This window comes from Clostridium sp. LXY-7 (genome assembly GCF_056172015.1).
Genome location: NZ_JBLLJL010000012.1, coordinates 1 through 21,225, shown reverse-complemented (window position 1 = coordinate 21,225; position 21,225 = coordinate 1). Strand labels below are relative to the sequence as shown.

Annotated in this window: 26 protein-coding genes; 4 read left to right on the top strand and 22 right to left on the bottom strand. The window is 30.3% G+C overall.

Going from position 1 to position 21,225, the window contains the following annotated elements; all coding sequences use genetic code 11:
- Positions 1 to 194 (bottom strand): hypothetical protein (locus ACI48Q_RS20690; protein WP_474921003.1); only part of this gene is annotated, 194 nt, incomplete at its 3' end.
- A gap of 427 nt (positions 195 to 621) precedes the next feature.
- Positions 622 to 1,080, bottom strand: a complete 459-nt coding sequence (locus tag ACI48Q_RS20685) for a GNAT family N-acetyltransferase (RefSeq protein ID WP_474921002.1) — start codon at positions 1,078 to 1,080, stop codon at positions 622 to 624.
- A gap of 460 nt (positions 1,081 to 1,540) precedes the next feature.
- Here ACI48Q_RS20685 and ACI48Q_RS20680 point away from each other — a divergent pair, with 460 nt between their 5' ends.
- Positions 1,541 to 1,870: a hypothetical protein gene (locus ACI48Q_RS20680; protein ID WP_474921001.1), complete on the top strand. Its 330-nt coding sequence runs from the start codon at positions 1,541 to 1,543 to the stop codon at positions 1,868 to 1,870.
- Positions 1,871 to 1,958: 88 nt separating this feature from the next.
- Positions 1,959 to 2,276 (top strand): hypothetical protein, encoded by a 318-nt coding sequence (locus ACI48Q_RS20675; protein WP_474921000.1) that lies wholly within the window; start codon positions 1,959 to 1,961, stop codon positions 2,274 to 2,276.
- A 195-nt stretch (positions 2,277 to 2,471) separates the two neighbouring features.
- Here the strand turns inward: ACI48Q_RS20675 and ACI48Q_RS20670 are convergent, their stop codons facing one another.
- From ACI48Q_RS20670 to ACI48Q_RS20595, 16 genes are all read right to left on the bottom strand, one after another.
- A complete protein-coding gene (locus ACI48Q_RS20670) occupies positions 2,472 to 2,957 on the bottom strand; it encodes a hypothetical protein (RefSeq protein ID WP_474920999.1) in 486 nt (161 codons plus the stop codon).
- A 93-nt stretch (positions 2,958 to 3,050) separates the two neighbouring features.
- A complete protein-coding gene (locus ACI48Q_RS20665; protein ID WP_474920998.1) occupies positions 3,051 to 3,569 on the bottom strand; it encodes an effector binding domain-containing protein in 519 nt (172 codons plus the stop codon).
- Between the two features lie 212 nt (positions 3,570 to 3,781).
- A complete protein-coding gene (locus tag ACI48Q_RS20660) occupies positions 3,782 to 4,531 on the bottom strand; it encodes a GNAT family N-acetyltransferase (protein WP_474920997.1) in 750 nt (249 codons plus the stop codon).
- 299 nt (positions 4,532 to 4,830) lie between these two features.
- Positions 4,831 to 5,334 carry a hypothetical protein gene (locus ACI48Q_RS20655; RefSeq protein WP_474920996.1) on the bottom strand — a complete coding sequence of 168 codons (504 nt, stop codon included), beginning with the start codon at positions 5,332 to 5,334 and terminating at the stop codon, positions 4,831 to 4,833.
- 519 nt (positions 5,335 to 5,853) lie between these two features.
- Positions 5,854 to 6,654: a class I SAM-dependent methyltransferase gene (locus ACI48Q_RS20650; protein ID WP_474920995.1), complete on the bottom strand. Its 801-nt coding sequence runs from the start codon at positions 6,652 to 6,654 to the stop codon at positions 5,854 to 5,856.
- A gap of 312 nt (positions 6,655 to 6,966) precedes the next feature.
- A complete protein-coding gene (locus tag ACI48Q_RS20645; RefSeq protein ID WP_474920994.1) occupies positions 6,967 to 7,449 on the bottom strand; it encodes a GNAT family N-acetyltransferase in 483 nt (160 codons plus the stop codon).
- 419 nt (positions 7,450 to 7,868) lie between these two features.
- Positions 7,869 to 8,336, bottom strand: a complete 468-nt coding sequence (locus ACI48Q_RS20640; RefSeq protein WP_474921004.1) for a rhomboid family intramembrane serine protease — start codon at positions 8,334 to 8,336, stop codon at positions 7,869 to 7,871.
- Between the two features lie 533 nt (positions 8,337 to 8,869).
- On the bottom strand, positions 8,870 to 9,397 hold the full coding sequence (locus ACI48Q_RS20635) for an NUDIX hydrolase (protein ID WP_012343523.1): 528 nt from the start codon (positions 9,395 to 9,397) through the stop codon (positions 8,870 to 8,872).
- A 377-nt stretch (positions 9,398 to 9,774) separates the two neighbouring features.
- Positions 9,775 to 10,278 carry an HIT family protein gene (locus ACI48Q_RS20630; RefSeq protein ID WP_474920993.1) on the bottom strand — a complete coding sequence of 168 codons (504 nt, stop codon included), beginning with the start codon at positions 10,276 to 10,278 and terminating at the stop codon, positions 9,775 to 9,777.
- 414 nt (positions 10,279 to 10,692) lie between these two features.
- Positions 10,693 to 11,544, bottom strand: coding sequence for a GNAT family N-acetyltransferase (locus ACI48Q_RS20625; protein WP_474920992.1), 852 nt, complete (start codon positions 11,542 to 11,544; stop codon positions 10,693 to 10,695).
- A 172-nt stretch (positions 11,545 to 11,716) separates the two neighbouring features.
- Positions 11,717 to 12,472 (bottom strand): CPBP family intramembrane glutamic endopeptidase, encoded by a 756-nt coding sequence (locus tag ACI48Q_RS20620; RefSeq protein ID WP_474920991.1) that lies wholly within the window; start codon positions 12,470 to 12,472, stop codon positions 11,717 to 11,719.
- Between the two features lie 277 nt (positions 12,473 to 12,749).
- Complete coding sequence (locus tag ACI48Q_RS20615; RefSeq protein ID WP_474920990.1) at positions 12,750 to 13,208, bottom strand: NUDIX hydrolase; 459 nt, start codon at positions 13,206 to 13,208, stop codon at positions 12,750 to 12,752.
- A gap of 252 nt (positions 13,209 to 13,460) precedes the next feature.
- Positions 13,461 to 14,426: a phosphotransferase gene (locus tag ACI48Q_RS20610; RefSeq protein WP_474920989.1), complete on the bottom strand. Its 966-nt coding sequence runs from the start codon at positions 14,424 to 14,426 to the stop codon at positions 13,461 to 13,463.
- 565 nt (positions 14,427 to 14,991) lie between these two features.
- Positions 14,992 to 15,381, bottom strand: coding sequence for a hypothetical protein (locus tag ACI48Q_RS20605; protein ID WP_474920988.1), 390 nt, complete (start codon positions 15,379 to 15,381; stop codon positions 14,992 to 14,994).
- A 79-nt stretch (positions 15,382 to 15,460) separates the two neighbouring features.
- The gene (locus tag ACI48Q_RS20600) at positions 15,461 to 15,955 is read right to left on the bottom strand and encodes a pyridoxamine 5'-phosphate oxidase family protein (RefSeq protein WP_474920987.1); all 495 of its coding nucleotides are present in this window, start codon (positions 15,953 to 15,955) and stop codon (positions 15,461 to 15,463) included.
- Positions 15,956 to 16,284: 329 nt separating this feature from the next.
- On the bottom strand, positions 16,285 to 16,479 hold the full coding sequence (locus tag ACI48Q_RS20595) for a hypothetical protein (protein WP_474920986.1): 195 nt from the start codon (positions 16,477 to 16,479) through the stop codon (positions 16,285 to 16,287).
- 382 nt (positions 16,480 to 16,861) lie between these two features.
- Between ACI48Q_RS20595 and ACI48Q_RS20590 the strand changes: the two genes are divergently transcribed.
- The gene (locus ACI48Q_RS20590; protein ID WP_474920985.1) at positions 16,862 to 17,194 is read left to right on the top strand and encodes a YmaF family protein; all 333 of its coding nucleotides are present in this window, start codon (positions 16,862 to 16,864) and stop codon (positions 17,192 to 17,194) included.
- Positions 17,195 to 17,490: 296 nt separating this feature from the next.
- Here ACI48Q_RS20590 and ACI48Q_RS20585 read toward each other — a convergent pair whose 3' ends face one another.
- Positions 17,491 to 18,129 carry a Type 1 glutamine amidotransferase-like domain-containing protein gene (locus ACI48Q_RS20585; RefSeq protein ID WP_474920984.1) on the bottom strand — a complete coding sequence of 213 codons (639 nt, stop codon included), beginning with the start codon at positions 18,127 to 18,129 and terminating at the stop codon, positions 17,491 to 17,493.
- A gap of 253 nt (positions 18,130 to 18,382) precedes the next feature.
- The gene (locus tag ACI48Q_RS20580) at positions 18,383 to 19,243 is read right to left on the bottom strand and encodes an SDR family oxidoreductase (protein ID WP_474920983.1); all 861 of its coding nucleotides are present in this window, start codon (positions 19,241 to 19,243) and stop codon (positions 18,383 to 18,385) included.
- A gap of 93 nt (positions 19,244 to 19,336) precedes the next feature.
- Here ACI48Q_RS20580 and ACI48Q_RS20575 point away from each other — a divergent pair, with 93 nt between their 5' ends.
- Positions 19,337 to 19,792, top strand: coding sequence for an Rrf2 family transcriptional regulator (locus tag ACI48Q_RS20575; RefSeq protein ID WP_474920982.1), 456 nt, complete (start codon positions 19,337 to 19,339; stop codon positions 19,790 to 19,792).
- Between the two features lie 10 nt (positions 19,793 to 19,802).
- Here ACI48Q_RS20575 and ACI48Q_RS20570 read toward each other — a convergent pair whose 3' ends face one another.
- Positions 19,803 to 20,231, bottom strand: a complete 429-nt coding sequence (locus ACI48Q_RS20570; protein ID WP_474920981.1) for a flavodoxin domain-containing protein — start codon at positions 20,229 to 20,231, stop codon at positions 19,803 to 19,805.
- Positions 20,232 to 20,760: 529 nt separating this feature from the next.
- A complete protein-coding gene (locus tag ACI48Q_RS20565; protein ID WP_474920980.1) occupies positions 20,761 to 21,057 on the bottom strand; it encodes a hypothetical protein in 297 nt (98 codons plus the stop codon).
- Positions 21,058 to 21,225 lie beyond the last annotated feature (168 nt).

Sequence of the window (21,225 nt, the reverse complement as noted above, 5' to 3'; positions counted from 1 at the left end):
GCAGGATTATTATTAAGAACTTCGGGAATTAAAAGAAAGGCAATGACTGTATCTCCATTGGAGTTATACTCAATAAGCTGTCTCTCATACCCAGCTTCTTTTATGGATTCTATTATCCTATATTCAATTGAAGCTGGTATATCATCAGCTTTAATACCAATAATTTCAGAAATCCTTGACTTCAAGTCCATCATCTAAACCTCCACTAATATAAATAATCTTCCGTTCGCAGTTATCTACAATTCCGATACATCTTGAGGATAATTATATCATATTTTACAAATAATCTCACTATAGCTTACATGGACTTATACCTTAATTTATTTTATAAATACCGTACTATTCAATTTTCAAAGAACACTTTTATTAATTAGTTCGCAACATATTCAAATTGTGAAATAAAAAATACCGCTTATTCTTGAATAATACGGTATTATAAATAAATTATTTAATTGTATATTGTTTCATCACTTTAGAATATTCCGAAACAATAATATCTATATTTTTTTATTAAGCTTACAAAAACTTGTAATAAAAGAATATCCAAATATCATTTAAAAAGTAGATAAAAATAGCAAGTAAGAATTGCCCCTATCTCTTTTTCTTTTGGTAGGGTATACATTACAGTTTTTTAGCCATTGTTATGAATTCCTTTTCTCCATCGGAAGTCTCAAATACACTTCTTCCAGTTTCCTCAAAACCTAGCTTTTTATATACCTTTATTGCTCTTTCATTGAAGGAAGCTACCATTAATTTAACAGTGTTCCCTTTGTAGTTTAGCCTTTGAATACCAAAATCAATGCTCATTCTGGCAAATTCTTTGCCCAAGCCTTGTCCCGTTAACTCGGGTTTGAGTCCTAACCCTATAGCCATTTCCCCATCCTCCAGCCAGTGGCAATAAGAGCCTATCATATCTTCTCCATCAAAGCAGGCAAAATATTTAACCTTGCTATCAGGTGTTAAAAATGTCTTTAAACCCTCTTCTGATGGATTATCATAAAATGAATATATTCCATCATAGTGCCACTTATTGACTTCACGTACATATTCTATAGTAAATTCTTTAAATTCCAGATTCATTTTTCATCCCCCTATTTTCGATAATACATATTTGGTATTAAATATTATAAAATCATTATTTTCACCTTCTGAATATAAAAAGTCTAAGAAAAAAACAATCTCTTCGGAATTAGATGTATTATACTATGATTATTCACAATATTCTACTATCATGAATTGATTATAACATATTTTGTAAACACCGTATTATTCACTTAATGAATCACTAAATATTTTTATCTCTTTTGCAAAGTTCTCATGATTCCTTATATTTTCATTTTGCTTTTCTATTCTTACTTCGCATAAACTCTCCATTATTTATATCCACCTCTCTTTTATTGATTCACCCTATCTTGGTATTGTGAATTAAATTTTAAATTATTCCGTAAAACTTTTCTCCAACAAATCATTATTTCTCTAATTAAGATAGTGAATATTCTTATGACTATTACGTAAAATATAGATGAAAGGTGGTTGTAGAATGAAAAAATTTAATATTGTCTTCTTAATTTTAGTATGTTTATTGTTTAATATCATTATGACAATACCTGCATCTGCTATTAATACTTTTAAGGAAGGTATTTATAAAGCAGCAGATTTTAATTTTTCAGCAGAAAATCTTTATAGTGTTCAAAACATTTCTCAAAACTATACTGTTTATGTTCTTGTTTTTGATGAAAATCAACTTCAAATACAGTCTATACGGCTAGTACCTAACTCAGCTAACTATAATTTAGTTCCTCTTAAATCTAGCTCTAGAGTTGTGGTAGTTGGCGAAGGCGAAGTATATATTGATAAAACCGCACCTTAAAAATCACTTTTTTTAATTATTTTGTATATTTTATTTAACTTTATCTAAACTGTAGAACTATATTATAAAATTACAAGGAGGTCATATTATGAAAAAACTTACTAAATTATTATTAATTATAATATGTTTATCATTTACTGTAATTACATCAACACCTGCATTTGCAGCTACTTCTTTTAAAGAGGGCATCTATCAATTATCTGATTTAAACATTTCATCAGGTACTAATTATACTATTCAAAACATATCTCCTAAAGATGCTATTTATATGATTATCTTTGATGAAAATCAATATGAATTACAATCTATACATTTATCTCCTCAATCAATTAACTACCTTTTAGTTCCTCTAGAACCTAACTACAGAATTGTACTAATTGGTAATGGAGAAGTGACTATCTCTTAAAAGACACTTTAAATAGTGTCTTTTGTTTCACATACCTTTTCAATCCTGTTTAAGTTCGTCCTATTTTTGTATTGCGACGTAAAAAATACCGCATATCTCGTTGAATAATACGGTATCATGAATTAATTATTTAATTGTATATTGATTTCGTCGTTTAAGAAGATTATTAATTATAGATTGTCCTTATAGTTTGTATTACAAACTAGAGGTTGATTTTAACTTAATTGGTATAAATGTTTCCATTTGCGCCCATCCTTGTGCTTTTATAATCTCTGATGGTGTAACAATATGTCCCATAGCATAATGATTTTGACGGACATCCAGTTCGAAAATATCAGAATTCTTAATATATTCCAAGGCTTGATTATATAACTTACCATTTGTTTCTTCATCTCCATCTTTATAAACATAAGTTATATAGTATCCGCCTTCAAAATCAACGACTTCGCTGCCGCCATCATCCATATCCTCAGTCAATGCCCACCACCATACCATACCTTGTTTTTCTTCATCAAAAAATAAAAAGTCTCTTGGCATAAAACTATCTCTTTCCGATGGCTTAATTACAGAAAAATACTTATCAAATTTTCCTAAAATACCATCGAACGAAAAGTTAAATTCTTTATCTACACCAGATGACGCTGCCTTGAACGGTGGCAATGATATTATCCTAAACTCCATAAAAATACCTCCTGTTATTTTCTAAATCAATGATTTGTCTTCGTGTTATACTTTGGAATCTGCCAGTTTCATATTATACTTATTATTAGAAGCTTAAACAATTTTTTTACAGGGTAGAAAATAACCAAAAGTAAATGTATTATTGCCGTTCTCTTTAATATTCGCATATTTATCAAATGAATAGTATTCCATTGAAATTCCAACGATTGAGTAATCAGGCATATACCCATTTTCTTTCATTACTTTCTCTGTTTTACTATGAGCCCCTTTTTCTAAATGAGAAGTGTTTCCTTGTATCCAGCCAATTCCCATTAAACTGTCTGGAATGTCACGATAAGAAAATCCATTTGGAACAATAGTATTGGGATTGGTAAATATCCCTGCAATATAAGTAAACTCTTCGGTATGTGGATTGTACTCACCCATCCATCCAATTGTGTCCCCTATCGGAGATACACGTTCAGGCATACTTTGCAGAAACTCATTTGTGCCATCATTCAATATTTTTTCCCATAATTCCGGTACAGGATTTTCCTTGCCAACTATAACCTCTTTGCCTATAAGTCTTACAGCTTTAAAGTTTTGTACTTCAAAAGAAATTTTTGTCCCCATAAAGTACCTCCAATGTATTAGGTGACCATTCCCCAATGAACATTATATCAGCCTTTAGATGTAATAATCTTCAAAACCAATTATCCCAAATTCATTTATTGTAAATTTCTTTGTCTTTAGATTAAACTTTATATAATATGGATAACAAGCATTCGATCTACTGTTTAAAATACAGTCCTAATAATCAACGGGAAAAAGCCAAAATTGTATTTTCATTTTTTGAGTATTCTCTTTAAGTAGGCGACATCTAACAAATTCACCGTCTCAAAATTTCCTTTATAAAACACACCCCAGTTATTGAAAACGCAAGGCAATTCCTTTGCTTTTTGTAGCGTATCCACTTGAATTAAAGATACAGGAACGTCATTCATTTCACAATACTGTTTTATCATCTCAATGTTTTGATAGATATAGGGGCATTGCATATCATAATAAATTGTTAGCTCTTTGCTTTCAATTTCTTGGTTTTTAACATTTTGTGCGAACTTTGGCGTTGCTCCGTCAAAAGAAAGTGCAAGCAATTCATATCCATTATCGGTAGTATCAACAACCTCAAAGCCGAACTTCTTCGCAAATGATTGGTCAGAAAGCCAAGATTTTTGTTTCTTTGCTCCGAGCATACAAATGCCGGATTTACCCCTTTCTTTGGCATCAGCCAAACAATACTCCATCAGCGATTTCCCATACCCTTTTCCTTTATGACTACCAGAGACCCATAAGCAATACAGATAATAATAGTTGTCACCAGTTATGGGAACCCAAGCTGTTTCAAGAGGAGCATATTCAATAAAAACCGTAGCCCTTGCATTTAACTTTCTAAAGACATGACCTTCATTTAGTCGGTCTGAAAGCCATTGTCGCTTTGCGTCAATACCTTGATGGGGCTTTTTACTGCGGATAATGCAGCATAAATGCTCATTGACAAGGTTTTCTGTTGTTAAGTTTACAAAATCAGTATTCATGTGTACCCCCGCTTCAAATCTAAATTTGTGTTCTTGTCTTTTCGCCTTAATTGCCTATCATGAATTAATTATAACATATTTTGTAAATACCGTACTATTCAATTTTCAAAGAACATTTTTTATTATTTAGTTCGTGCTATGATGCTAAGATGAATTAATACCTCATCCTATATTTGAAATGCGACGTAAAAACACCGCAGAATTCAATCCTGCGGTGTTTAGAATAATTATTCGGTTTTTTATTGTTGTGACGCTAAATAAGAATATTGCGAAGAAATCTGCTAAAGATTATGCTCATTTTATTTATAAACAGAAAATTTAAATAATGCGATTATTCCGCTTGATGCAGTGGCTACAATTAATCCAATTAATGTACCGATAATGGCACCTTTAATGTGATGAACAGGACTTTTATACTCTTTTACCATGTCCTCAGTACCAGGAATAATTACTCGTTTGTTATGACAAAATAGCCATATGTCTAATATAAATAAATCATAAAGATTAACTGTAGAAAACAATATAAATACATGTATAAAAGCTTCTATAAATGTTCTTGAACCAAACGCCCATGCGATTACTGCCATAAGAATAATACATAATAATGTAAACAATAATTTAATCGTAATATGTTTAGTTTCGTATTTTTTAATTGATGACTGATATTGGGGCAAACTTTCCACCCTTTGTCTAATCGCTGTAGGATATGACCTTATGCAACTTAATGGATTTTTATATAGTGGTGGAAGCACCATTAAAGTAAATAGTCCACATAGAACAATGCATTGAATAATTAATACCATTATCCATAACCTCCTGACAAAATATAAATAATTTTTGTTACATAATATTTTTACTATTATGAATTAATTATAACATATTTTGTAAATACCGCATTATTCAATTTTCAAAGAACATTTCTATTAGTTAGTTCGTCCTATGATGCTAAGATGAATTAATACCTCATCCTATATTTGAAATGCGACGTAAAAACACCGCAGAATTCAATTCTGCGGTGTTTAGAATAATTATTCGGTTTTTTATTGTTGTGACGCTAAATAAGAACATTGTGAACTAACTTAATTCCAAGTTTTGCTTATAGATTAACAAGTGATGTCCATACACTAAATGCCTATTTTATTTGATAATAATAAATAATCTCTCCACCATCATCAAGTTCATTTTTTGTGTAAAAATCAAGTTTTTTGAGTAAATTCTGTATCTTAATATTTTCAAGTTCTGTGCTTGTTCCTATCAGAAATAATCATTACTACCCCTCCATAAATATCTCTAATATATGTTATTCTGTGGTTAAATACTTTTTATTTCTTCCTACATACTAACAGTCCATGATTACTTATTCCTAACATACTTTTTTCTCTATAGCTGCTTAGTATATACTTTTTCCATGCCTCATACTGTTCTTCGTTTAGCTCGTTTATATTATCTCTTAACAATGAACATAAGCCATCAGTAGCTACATGATCCGTAACTTCAATATTAAAATTTCTTATAAATGCTTCAATTTCAGTAGGTGATGTAAAGAATCCAACTGGTAAAAAGCACTCAATTCCACCTTCTTTAGTTATACCTGAGCTTAATACTTCATCTATAAATGTAGGTGTAAAAAATTGTTTTAGATGTGCCATAACTACATGAATTATGTAATGCTTATTAATATATGCTATTGCTAAAATCCCACCAGGTTTTAATACTCTTAAGGCTTCCTGAATACACTTTATTCTATCATTTTCAGCTTTAAGGTGATACATTGGTCCTAGGCAGGTTACAACATCAAAACTCTCTGATTCATATTGGCTTAAATCTATAGCATTCACTACTTCTGCTGATAACCTAATTTCACTATCTTTTTCTTTCAGTTTTTCTTTAATAATGTCCACATGCTTTGGTGTTATATCTGTAGCTACTACTTCATTTCCTTTTTCAGCATAATAAAATGAATATGCGCCTGCACCAGCACCCAACTCAAGAATTTTATAGTGAGGCTTTATTTGATCGTCTAAAATAGTCGTTGTAACAGTAAATTCTATTTTTCTAGCATTGTCTCTCGTAAGTCTATTTTCCTCGTCATATTTTTCATAAAACTCAGTGACTGAACTCATAGATTCCTCCTACCATGCTAAATTATTTTAACATCTTTAATTTGTAATACTATATCATAACGAATAAATTATAACATATTTTGTTAGTATTGTAATATTTAGTTCTTCTGGACATAAAAATACTCTCCTTTACAGTGACAGATTTTTATTTTTGAATTTGTCTACTCTAAGGGGAGCATATCATTTGAATAATACGGTATTTTGAATAAGTTATTTAATTGTATATTGGTTTCATCATTTAAGAAAAATGCGAACAAGCTAACCGATAAATTGGAATTTATCAGCTTAATATATTGCTTATTTTGAAAAGTACTACTTTAACCGCTTCCTCATGACAAGCCCTTGTTCAGTCTCAAAAGACACATTAAATCCACTTTTTTTATACATCTCAAAATGGCCGCCAAAATCTGATGATTGATAACTAGATTCTTTGTATGGGTATGCCTCCACAAAGTCAAATCCATCCTGGACCGCATCCTTACACACACGCTCCAATAGCAGTGTGGCAATGCCTTTTCTTTTCATCTCCGGCGCAATCACGAAACAAAATATGGATTTCACCTTTATGCCCGTGTTAGATTCCTCTAAAGGTACATAATCCATAAATCTTCGCCAACTAGCGCATTTCAAACAATCTGATTTCGTATTTGCGTTGCACCATCCAACGACCGTATCACCACTATAAACAAGATAACCTTGAATGTTATTGCCTTTAACATATTGTAAGGCACATTCTCTTCTTTTCTCTACTGTTGAAAGATCTTTGCCCTCATAATCATCGTTACACCAACACACACAATAACATTTATGCTCGTCCACATTGTTATCGTGTGGCGTAGTGTCAAAAAAATGCACGTAATCTTCTGCAAGCTCTGGTATTAACTTGCGTATCTCAATATCCATTCATTTACCTCCAGTAATATAAATAATTTACAATTCAAATTCCTGTTTATCTGTTTGTTAAATAGGTATCACTACTTCGCAATATCTTACTATCATGAATTAATCATAACATATTTTGTAAATACCGTACTATTCAATTTCCAAAGATCAAATTTTCTTAACTAGCTCACAATATATTCATGTTGTGTACTTTATTTAAATTTCGACGTAAAAATACCGTAAAATTCATTGCTGAATAATACGATATTTAGAGAAATTATTCGATTTCATAGTTTAGTAGTTAAATAAGAAGAATACGAATTATATCAATTTTACTGACGATAATGCTCTTTTTTGTTAATATGAATCACAGTCATTTTAAAAAAACTATACATAAAAAGTGTAATTATAATGCCTGAAAATAAGCCTGATATGTGTGCTATTATAGAAACAATTCCACTTAAATTAGGCAAAATCAGATATAATATTAATAATATCCATTTAATTAAAGACATTTTGCATACAATATAAGAACGTTCTTTTGCAAAAATAACCATCATTGCACCGATAATACCATATATTGCTCCTGATGTCCCAACAGCACCATCGGTATGTATCATGGTGCACAAAGCAGAAATAATTCCTGAACTCATAAATGTAATCACATATCTTTTGCTACCTATTTTCTCTTCAACTATAAAGCCCACAATCAGCAATGCAATCATATTAACTGTAAGGTGGAGAATTCCTGCATGTAAAAAAATTGATGTGATTAAACGCCACCATTGGCCTACAAAAATATCGGTCCCATTTAGTCTCCCGTATTCTGTTAAAATGCCTCAATCATTTCCTCGAATTAAATGGTTGATTGAGAAAATAATTGTATTATCCTGTAACAAAATAAAAAAATCCAATATAAAAACAATAAGCGATATTGTAAAAATTACGATTGTGAAATTTATTTTCTTTACTGTTACTTTTTCTTCCATATCAGTACACTCCTATATATTATAAAAAATTAATTCCCTTATTGCTTCAGTAAATTGCCAATTCTCTAATTCTTCATAATTTACTATTATGACTTTATTATAACATATTTTGTAAATTCCATATTATTCAATTTCCAAAGAGCATTTTTTATTATTTAGTTCGTTCTATGATGCTAAGATGAATTAATACCTCATCCTATTTTTGAAATACGACATAAAAAATACCGCAAATTCATTTTTGAATAATGCGATACTTTTATATACTATTTTATCTTTTTAAGTTCATTAACAAATTGGAATTTGTCATGGTAAGTACGAAATCAAATCCATGTAATAGACTAAATTTACCACCTACCCAAGGCTGTTAGTAAAAAAATATAATGTGTTTTGTAAGGCATAAGCATAGTGGAATGTGTTTCTACCATTATCTTGAATTTTTCAAGTGAAACATACGATACCTCTTTCACTTCATTATCGTAGAAAGAGTACTCCTCTAAAAGAATATCCGTTCTATAAAGGAACACATCATCTATTTCATTTTCAATATATCCATCAACCTCCCCATACTCTCGACACGAAAAGAGATACTGGAGTTTATCTATTTCTAAATCAATGCCAAGTTCTTCTTTTCCTTCTCGTATAGCTGCTTCTAAAGATGTTTCACCGGCTTGGATATGCCCTGAAAACGAAATATCCATCATATTTGGGAACATAACTTGATTATTTCGAGTTTGTAGTAGTATCTCATCATTAGAATTAATAATCCATACACAAACACCTTTATGAATAAGTGCTTTTTTATGAGCCTCGTATTTTCCCTCGGTCTTACCACATTTTTGACCTAATTCGTCATAAATATCGATCATTTCCATACAATACAGTACCCCCATAAATTACTATTTATCTGCATGTCTCATACAAATAATTTTTACTTCACTTTATCTTATTATCATGAATCAATTATAACATATTTTATAAATACCTTATTATTCAATTTTCAAAGAACATTGTTCGTATTTTGGGACTGAAAAGTTAATTCGTAATACATTCATAGGACGAACTAAAATACCGCATATTCTTTTTAAATAATACGGTATTTAGAGAAGTTATTCGCTCTTATAGTTTAGTTATTAAATAAGAAAGATACGACATAGCTGAAACGAAAATTAAGTTACTTAATTCAACAAATTGGAATTTGTATGACAGTTTAATTATCATTGTATGAATTGAGTATCTATATTTTATCTAATTATACTAACTCCTTCATTTTTTCTTTATATATCTCAACGGTTTCATGATAATCCATTAAAATACCATCTTCTTTGACAAAGTTTTTAAAACCAATTGTCTCACCTTTTAATCGTGGGAATAAAGAAAAATGTAAGTGATTTCTTTTACCATCACACAATGTACACATATATACTTTTTCTGCCCCTATAATTTCTTTATGCAACTTTATAATTGCATTTGATATTTTTAATATATGAGTACCTAATTCTAGTGGCATTTCAGAAATATCCTCATAGTGGTCTTTTGCTACTATAGTTGTCTGACCAGTTGCTCGCGGAAATTTTTCAAATTGACATCTTACTTTGTCGTCTTCATAAATGATTAATCCTTCTCCTGGAAATATCTCTTGCGTTTCAAAATTATAACAACCAAAACATATCCCTTGCTCTTGTAACTCTTTTATTCGATTAGACCTTTGTTTTAATTGTATTTTTTCGCTTTCTGATAGTGTTTTAATGTACAAATCAATATCCCTCCATTACTATTTATTATTTGTAATATGTACTACGCTATAAGACATCTAATAAACTTACTTTCAAATTACTATTTATTGAGTAGTTTTACATCTTTCATAAGTCGTATAATAATACTATCATGAATCGATTATAACATATTTTGTAAATATCGTACTATTCAGGTTTCAAAGAACTCCTTTATTAGTTACTTCGTCCTATGATGCTAAGATGAATTAATACTTCATCCTATTTTTGAATTTTGAAACAAAAATACCGCATATTCACTTTGAATAATACGGCATTAATAAGAATTTATTTATTTCTATTTATTATATCTTATATTAAATCTATTCACTAAATTGGAATTTGATAAGTATAAATACTATATTTATACTTATCATGATAGCTTTGGTATTATATATTTATGATTTTTTAGGTCTTAATACTTTGTAAGCAAATTCTGCAATGTACAGCTCTCTAAAACCTAAACTATCATATAATCTCCTAGCATTATTTCCAATAACACACCATAACACCACTTCTTTATAACCTCGATTATATATTTCGTTACATAAATACTTAACAAATTTTTTTCCTATACCATTTCCTTGTAAATCTGTTCTTACTGCTACGCTGCCAATTTCATTTCCTTCTAAATGTCCATGTCCAGCAATTTCATCATTTACTTCATATGTAAAACGATTAGCTGCATCTACATTCCAGGCTTGCCGATTTTTTTCACTCGGTTGTTCAACAATAGACTCTGGAAAATCTCCTACTTTAATACGCATTTCATGAAATGCTTGTGCATACAAAGCATGGCCTTTTGAATAGTCTTCATCAATATATAACCTTACAGGAAATTCGCTAATTGCAAACTTTCCTTCTGTATGCTTCATATAAGCACTCGAAAATTGCCGCTCATAACCCAATCTCTTTGCAAACCTTTTTGACACCTCATTATCTGCATGAAAATTTGTCATTATTTTTTGTGATTCTTTTTGCAGTTCGTTTTCACAAAACTTAACCACTGCTTGCCCTATTCCTTTACACCTATATTTTGGTGCAACAAATACAATTAAGCAAGATACCTTTTTCCCTGATATTATTTGTGCTACTGCAACAATCTTACCTTCCATGTATACAACTGTTAGTGTACCTGGCTCATTTTGCAATGCCCATAAAAATTCTTCACTTGTTTCAATATCTTGAAATAGCAATTCCCTTACATCATCATACTCATTTTGACTTATTGATTTATAAAGAAGTTCCATACCTATTATCTCCTCCCATAATTATTTTAGCATTATATATACTCTCCAATACAAATTCCTATTTATCTGTATCTATAATATAAATAATTTTTATTTAAGCTTATCTTATTATGAATTAATTATAATCTTCCTAAAACGCATGAAAATAAAAAATAACATTATAATATAATTATTAAATTTGAACAATAACAAATGCTGTCCAATCAATAAATGTGTGTAGAATTGCACAAGGAATCAAATTTTTTGTTTTAATAAATATATAACCAAGTAAAAGACTTCCTGGTAGTAAACCAATACAATGTGCCACTCCTTGTACTATGGTAAGTTTATTCACTATAATAACTTGTGGTAGATGAATAAAAGCAAATATTAGAGATGCAAAAATCCATCCTTTAATTTTTCCATTAGTTGATATTAGCCTTGTTTGTAAGTATCCACGATATATAAATTCTTCTGAAAATCCTATAATAGAACAATATACAAACATATATATCATGCCATTTAATAATCCTAAATTAATATTTCCGATTACACTAAAACTTTTTATATTATAAGTAAAAAAATACATAATCCCTACTAATAGTCCCAACAAAATAGATTTTAGTGAATTTCTCTTCATAATTCCTATAGTATGAATTTTTTCTTTATTCATTACCATAAAAGCAATAACTGGGATACTTAGTACTATCTTAACAATTAAGAAATTTAATATACTATTTATGGCAAAAATATTTATAAAGTACTTATTATATATTGCTGTCATTAAGATAGATATACCCACTGCTAGTAATGCTAAATTTCTTGATTTATGTGTATTATTAAATTCTATAGTTACATCTTCAAATCTGATTGCTCTCACATAAATTACCACTATAATTGTTATAATAAAACATTGAAAAATAAATTTAGGTAAATAACTCCAACTCATAAAATCTCTCCTTAAGTTACATTATTATATTTTACAAATGTGATTTAAATACATTTGTATCATCCAAATTATAACATATTTTAAAATACCGTATTATTCAATTTTCAAAGAACACTTTTTATTAATTTAGTTCGTCCTATGATGCTAAGATGAATTAATACCTCATCCTATATTTGTAGGACGAAACAAAATACCGCATATTCATTTCTGAATAATACGGTATTTGAATAACTTATTCGATTTTATTTTTAGTGAGCTATTTATATCTTCTACAGCTTTACATTTCAATTACTTCACTATATTGAATGTCATTTCTATAATTATCAAGAACTATTCTTCTAATATCAATAATTTCATTTGGAAGATCATCTATTTTAAACCATCTCAATTCTGAGCATTTATCTGGCTCCATTACTTTAGGTATACCATTATACCTATTAATGACAAAATAAATATCATAATATGTTCTTCCTCCACTATTACTAACACGGTGAGATAAATGAACAAACGATAAATCTGTAATTTTTACATCAATCCCCAACTCTTCTGCACATTCTCGCACAACAGCCATTCTAGCTGTTTCACCTTCATCAACATGCCCACTAGCTGCTATATCCCACTTACCATCTTGATATCCAGTGTTCTTTCTACGATGTAATAAAATTTGCACATTACCATCTTTGTTCTGTAAAATAATTGGAAATATTGCTGATAATGACTTATAATATTTTCCCATTTCTCACCTCTACAAATTATTAATAATTTCTTTAATACAAACTCATAGATATATTGTAACATATTTTTAATACCGTATTATTCAATTTTCAAAGAACAAATTTCATTATCTAATTCGCAATATATTCAAATTGTAAAACAAAAATACCGCTTATTCTTTTTGAATAATACGGTATTTAGAAAAATTATTCGGTTTTATAGTTTAGTTATTAAATAAGAACATTACGAAGAAAACGTGTTCTGATTATGCTTATTAGAAACATAATAAAGAATCTATCTCAAACCAGTGTTCTGTCAACCAAAGCATTTCATCTTTGAAACGTTTTGGAATTTCGTCACATTCTCTAAAGAATTCCGGCTGTATCCACCACGGTGTTTCAATGCACCACAAAAGCCTTAAAGCGTCCGCTATATTAGGCAAAGTTAGCTCTAAATGCTGTGTATAGCCTTCAAGGAAAGCGTATACCTTTTCGACATTCATTACATTGCCTTCCAACGCAAAAGACAGTATCGCTCTTCCTATATCATGCCAAATATAGCTATAACAATTACGGTCGAAATCTACGACAGCAGATACGCAATCCACATCGAACAGGATATTGCCGGGTTGAAAATCCTCATGTGCGAGTCCTTTAGGAAACTTATCAAAAAATTCGGTGCTAAGCTGCTTCAAAATCGGCTCCAGCGCAAACAAAGCTTTCTGATATTCAACATGTACGTCCGGCGAGCATTTCGTCATACGGGAATTAAAGTTTTCCCATAATAAATCCATCGTATAACCGTCAAAAACGGGAAGGCTCTTGACTGAAGGCTCCAGTAATTGCGAAAACGCTTTATGCATTACAGCACAGGTGCTGCCGAGACTTCGCATTTGTGCTATTGTGATTGTATTGGCTTTTTCGGTCTTTCCTGAGCGAAAATCCATGACCATATAGGCTGTTTTATCATCCAGCCAACGAATTACACGATCTCCGTACTGCCAGAGAAACGGACAGGGAACACCGTTTTTTTCAAGGATAATCTGCCGCTGCAGTGCGGACTCGATTCTCTCAATTTGTTCTCTGCGAAACCGCTTAGTGCTGTATTGTTTAACCAAAAGCTCGCCCTTTTCAGTGGAAACCTTCCATTTCATATTCAACAATCCACCTGTTACTGGAGTAATTTGATTACAAATTAGCCCATAACTGTTTTTCAAATCAGCTATAATACTGTCCTTCATACAAATCTCCTTAACATAAAATAAATAATCACTAGTTCACACTTTCTTACTATCATGAATTAATTATAACATATTCTGTAAATACCGTACTATTCAGGTTTCAAAGAACACTTTTTATTAATTACTTCGTCATTCATTCATATGGTGAAGTAGCAGTTATTTAATCCTTTAATTGTATTACTTACTAAGCATCGTTTATCATATAAGATATTACTATATGCATTAGTACTTTAATTTGTTTTTATAATATGTTTTTCTTTTTCATAGTTTTGAAAGCACTTATTATCGAATACTTTATTACAAAAAATAAAGCTATGAATAGTATTATATACCATATAGAAACATCAAATATTTGTCCAATTGTAATTAATATATTATCCATATTATCACCTCTTTGACCAATATTTTACATGATATTAATAGATATTACAATTTAAAAGACACGTAGTTTTCTAAGTGCCTTCTATAGCTGGAATATGTGTCCTTCTTTTGTGTAAATAAAAAGAACCCTAAATTAATAGAGTTCTTACTGGTTATCTATTCATTATTCTTTTATTTATATATTTTATGCTTTCCGACATATTAAAGTATTACATGTGATAAGTGTCTTTCCAAAAACAAGTCCTTCAATAGGATTTTTTATATACTCTTCCCTTGTAGATACAATATTTGAGCCAATTATTACATCTTCACCTATTGGTATTACTTCATTATTCTCTAATATTCCTTCGTTCTCTATTATGAAATTTAAATCTTTAAGTTTCTGTTTTAATTTTTCTTCAAATTGATTCCAATCTTGATTTTTACAAATTGCTCTATTTAAAAGTTTATTATCATTGCTGTTCAATTCAGTAGAATTTGTCCAGAATCTAGGATATACACAAATAAATTTTCCATTTGATTTTATAGCTTTATGTATTGCATCTAAAGTATCTAAAATAGTAAATCTGAACATACCCGAATAAGATATTACTATATCTATTGAATTGTTATTTATTGAATAATGTTTATTTCCATCTATTATATTGTATAAGTTAAAATTTACTGTTTGCTCGTACTAACTCAATTGCTTCTTTTCCTGTCATATGTTCAATATCTAGTTCAATCATGCAAAGTACTTTGTATGTTCCCTCAATTTCTTTTAGACGACCTTCTTCATCTTCTGGAGTATACTTTGCTGCTAACTTTTCAATTGCATTTCTTTTTTCTGTTTCATTCTCAATAACTTTTATCTTTCCAAATGCAATTGCACTTCTAAAGTAAGTTGTATATTCTTCTGATATGACATTATCTTCATCTATTACACAGAAAGATGCTTTTTCACATTTTATTATGGCATCTATCTTATGACCAACCTTAGCTCCATGAAAATATATTTTAGAATCGCAATAAATATAACTAAGTGGAACTGCATAAGGATAATCTTCATCACCTAATACTGCTAGTACACCTGACGTACCTTTTTCGAATATCTTAATTGTTTCTTTCTCTGTAAGTAACTGATTTTTTCTACGCATTTCTCTAAACATAATTTTTCTCCTTTATCTATATGTTATATGCCTTATAAAAATAATTTTTACTTAAGAATTAATTATAACATATTTTGTAAATACCGTACTATTCAATTTCTAAAGAGCACTTTTTATTATTTAGTTCGTCCTATGATGCTAAAATGAATTAATACCTCATCCTATTTTTGTATTACGACATAAAAACACCACAAAACTTAGATTTGAATAATGCGGTGTTCAAGTAAATTATTCAGTTTTTTAGTTATGACATTAAATAAGAAAATTATTCACTTTAATTTGATTTAATCTGACCTACAAATTGAAATTTGTCGTGTTTCACATTATGCTTATTTTTCCCACTTCTTTACACACCATATAATATCTGCAATTAGTAAACCAAATAATAGACCAAAACCTGGAGAACTTATTGCGAAAAAAGCGCTATTTCTCATAATTATGGAAAAAACAACACCTACAAATAAACCAATTATCATTCCAATAACAAGATATTGGGTAAGTCCATTATATTTATTATTGTTCAAGTCAATCCCCCCTATTATGTCGATAATCTCCAGTACAAATTTCTATTTATCTATAATACTATACAATCCTTTACTTCGCAATATTATAACTATTTTGATTTTATCGATAGTAATTGTATCATAATTTTAATAGATAAACTAACTTAACTCCCAATATATCCTAAATAATTCTGTTTTTTCACCGCAATATTCAATTTTCAAAGAACATTTTTATTATTTAGTTCGTCCTATAATCAAAAGACGAACTATAATTTATATAGCAAATAACCATCTTGGCTATCTGTTCTATCTTTATCTATAGAAAATATTTCATATAACATGTCTGCACCATCTTACTTTATTTTTAATACTATATATTATCAAAAGTAAAGGAGGAGAGCTTATGTCTTGTCCTGAAGAAAGACAATTTCACGTTCATGAATTTTTAGGTAGTGTTAGACTGGCTGAACTTGAATCAGACGATGCTCATAACCATCGTTTTGCAGGAATTAGCAGTGAGGCAATTCCTGCTGGCCAAAGCCACGTTCACTTTATAAAAACAAAAACAGACTTTTTTGACCATTTTCATGAAATCAGAGTTACTACCGGTCCTGCAATACCTGTAGGTGGTGGGAGACACGTTCACTTTGTATCTGGAACCACTACTTGTGTTGATGATCACGTTCATGACTTTATTTTTGCAACCTTAATTGAAGCACCTATATTTGTAAGATAATACTATTTAATATATGGTAGTTTTACTTCTATTTGATGTAAAGCTACCTCTTTAGTTATTAGTTTATTTTCAATTCATCACCCTCGCTAGTTCGTCCTATGATGCTAAGATGAATTAATACCTCATCCTATATTTGAATTGCGCACTAAAAAATACCGCATATTTTTTTGAATAATACGGTATTATGAATAACTTATTTAATTATATAATGTGTTACGCATTGTAAGAAAATTATTCATTAATCGTAGATTAACGATTGAGGAATTATTTAAGACAATTATTTACAAAAGTTATGTCTATTTGATAATATTTTCATATTTAAAGTAAATACCGTAAATATCCATCTTGTCATCTACTATCTTAATGAATGCGTTATCATAAAGACCATAAATTGTGGTAACCTGTGATGCTTCATAAACATCTTTCATATGTTCTTCACTAGCAGAATCTAAATGCGGTTCGATATTGATATCTACTAGCCCAATGCCATCATAGATAGCTAACTCTGGAACATTATCGTTTATATCCTTTGCCAATACAACTCTTTTAGCCATATTTATTGAACCTGCACTCATACCAATAGTAAGTCCTTCTCTGTTCTTTAAAACTGAAATTAGGTTATATTCTTTCAAATATGCAATCTGTTTAAGTGTATTTCCTCCTGCAATCCATATAACATCAGCTTCCTCTACATATTGCACCGACTTCTCTTTCGTAATTCTATCATCAATTACACGAACTTCATTAAATACAATGCCGTTATTTTTAAACATGTTCAAAAATGCATCCGTATGTCTATCAGTTTTTGAATGTCCTGAAAAATCAGATGCAATAAGTACAAATGACCCATTATTATTATAATATTGCTTTACACACTGAATAAAATCATCTGTAAATCCGTTAGGAAAGCCACTCGTTAAAATTGATACCCTCATTTTGTATTCTAAATAATTAGTTTTCTACTATTGTTTAGAACTTAATTTTCTTATTAATGAACAATAATCTACTATTATGAATTGATTATAACATATTCTGTAAATACCGTACTATTTAATTTTCAAAGAATGCAGTTCGTCTTATATTCAAATTATGGAATAAAAAATACCGCTTATTCTCCTTATCTCTTCAAGCAACTAATCACTAAACTGAAAGTTGTCACTGCACAGCAATATTAAAATTTAGGTCGACTTATTTTGCCTGCACTTTCTTTACAAAACTTTCAAAATCATGTGGATTACGCCCCAAGATCCAAGTCAGTGTATTAGAGTTTCCAACAAACCCCTGCTCGTTGTAATGATGGAACATTTTAAGTAAGGAAGAAATATAGTACTCACTAAATCCTGCGTTTTTTAATCCTGCTTCCATTTCCTCATCAGTTGGAACCTCTACAGTGGTTTCTCTTCCCAACTGTCTACTGAAGATTGTTATTATATCAGATAGAGATAGATTCTCAGGTCCACACAATTCATATGTTGCGCCGATGTGCTCCTTGCTTGTAAGGATATTAGCCACAGCCTCTGCCAAATCTCCCAAATCAACCATACAGATACGGGTTTCGTCAGAGGTAAACAACTTCTGTCTGAAGATTCCCTGCTCCTGCAAAGAATTCCATGATTCCAGGGTATTCTGCATAAATGCGGAAGGTTGAATAATAGTATAAGGTATTCCTGAATTTACAATCATTTCTTCAACCATATGCTTTTTCTGATGATGCGGCATGTCATGCAGAATGGAATGCAGAACAGAGTGATATACAAAATGTTCAACCTTTTCTTCTTTTGCTGCATTTATTGCAATCTCGCCGATTTCAACTTCCTTTGAGTTAAACACAGAGCAGATATGATACACGGCATCAACACCTGCGTAGGCTCTGCTTACATCCTCCTGGTTTAGCATATCTCCTGCTATAACCTCTTTTACTCCCATCGCCTTAAGCTCCTGTTCCTGATTTGCGCGGTGAACAAAAGCTCGTACTTCTTCTCCTCTTTCTATCAAGTTTTTCATAATCGCGCGTCCGGTTTGTCCATTTGCTCCTGTAATTAAAATCATTGTCATTTTCCTTTTCTAAATTATTTGTAATGTTAAACATTACAGATTGATATTTACAAGTCCATGTGTTACACTTCACTGGAGGTGAATTTTATGCGAGTTAGTACACGTTTCCCAATAGCTGTTCATGCCATGATGATGATTGCCGGGCTTTCCTCCAGAAGAAAGGTCAATAGCGATACCATCGCAGAAAGTACTGGTGTGAATGCTGTTATCATTAGAAATATCTTTTCCCAATTGAAAAAAGCAGATTTGATTTCCGTTTCTCCAGGTCCTGGTGGCACTACTCTTGCAAAGAATCCAGGGGACATTTCTCTGTGGGACATATACACCGCTGTAGAATCCGCTAAAATGGAAAAATTTTTCAAATTTCATGAAAATCCTTCTACAAACTGTCCAATTGGTGGGAACATCTATGGTTTATTGTCCTCTCATCTGGATGATGCTGTACAGGCATTTCAGGGATCTCTTTCTCAGGTTTCCGTGGCAGATCTATTAAATGAGTTATTCACATCACTTCCAGATTTAGCTAATGGAGATCCTTCTTAAAGTTCCAACCTTACTTGGATACTTTCGAAACCATTTTTTCTGCATAAAGCATGGAGTTTTTTAAATCATCTTCATCTGGACTCTGGCGATTTATAATTCCCCATGCTTTTCCTTTGCAGATAAATGGATTATCTAGCACATCAATTCCCTTATTTTCCAATAGCTGCTTAATTTCTTTTCCCGCTTCCTGGTTTCCCCCAAAGGTAGCAAATATAGCAGCATTTTTAACCTTCTTTGAATCCAAGTTCTCAATAAAAGCACGGGTCTTCTTATTAATTTTTCCAAAATAAATCCCATCTCCAATAAAAAGCAAATCTACTGGCTCTGTCACCTCTTCTATTCCTATTTGTTTTGCTTCAACCTTCACTGCCTGAGCAATTGCATTTGCTATCTTTTTAGTATTTCCTGATGTTGAATGATAATATACTTTCATATTCATGAGATTCCCTCCATTCTTTTCTAGCCAATTTGCTTTCCTTTTTGTAATAGTTATTATTACAAACTACGAAAATGATATCATCACTAGTTTGTAATGTCAATAGTTACAATTAAAAAAGCAGCTATAAACCGAACAATTCGGCTAATAGCTACTCTAACGCTATCCTATGAAATTCTAATTTATATAATTCAAAGTTAATACTATTATAAATAGATTGTAACATATTTTGTAAATACCGTACTATTCAATTTCCAAAGATCAAATTTTCTTAACTAGTTCGCAATATATTCAAATTGCGAATTAAAAAATACCGCATATCATTGAATAATACGGTATTATGAATAAATTATTTGATTGTATCTTGGTTTCATTATTTAAGAACATTGTTTATTAATTGAAATCATTTAACTATATGTATTTAAGCAGTTCTGCTATACATACAATTTCTATATTAGGTGTAATTTCATCACTTACATTTTTGTATTTGGTTTACCAACTCTTAATGAATAACTGAATGTAAAATTATCAATCAAATCATAACTTCATCATAATAGCAAGTATTTGATATTACCCCTATTTTATAACCCTTGTTCTTTATTACCTTTAAAGTATCATATAAATTATCTTCAAAGAATACCTGCTCTCGATATTCTGTATAAAATAAATTAATGGCTTCTATACATTCATTTAAATTAAGTTTTATATTATATTTAACGAGAAATTTATTTAGAAAAACTTCTATTGGATATTCTTTAAAGGTTGTACTTCTATCTTTTATACCTTCTGTCCAACTTTTAAAAAAACTTCTTTTACAAGCGTTCTTCAAGCAATTACAACAATATGACTAATCAAATATAACCTCCCATTTTTCATTCTTATGTGCATCAAAACACATTTGGATTTGATCATAAACATTTTTATTTTCATCTATGATAGGCAAATTATCAAGAGAAAAGAAATTACTTTCAGTTGTTTCATTATTTGATTGAAAACT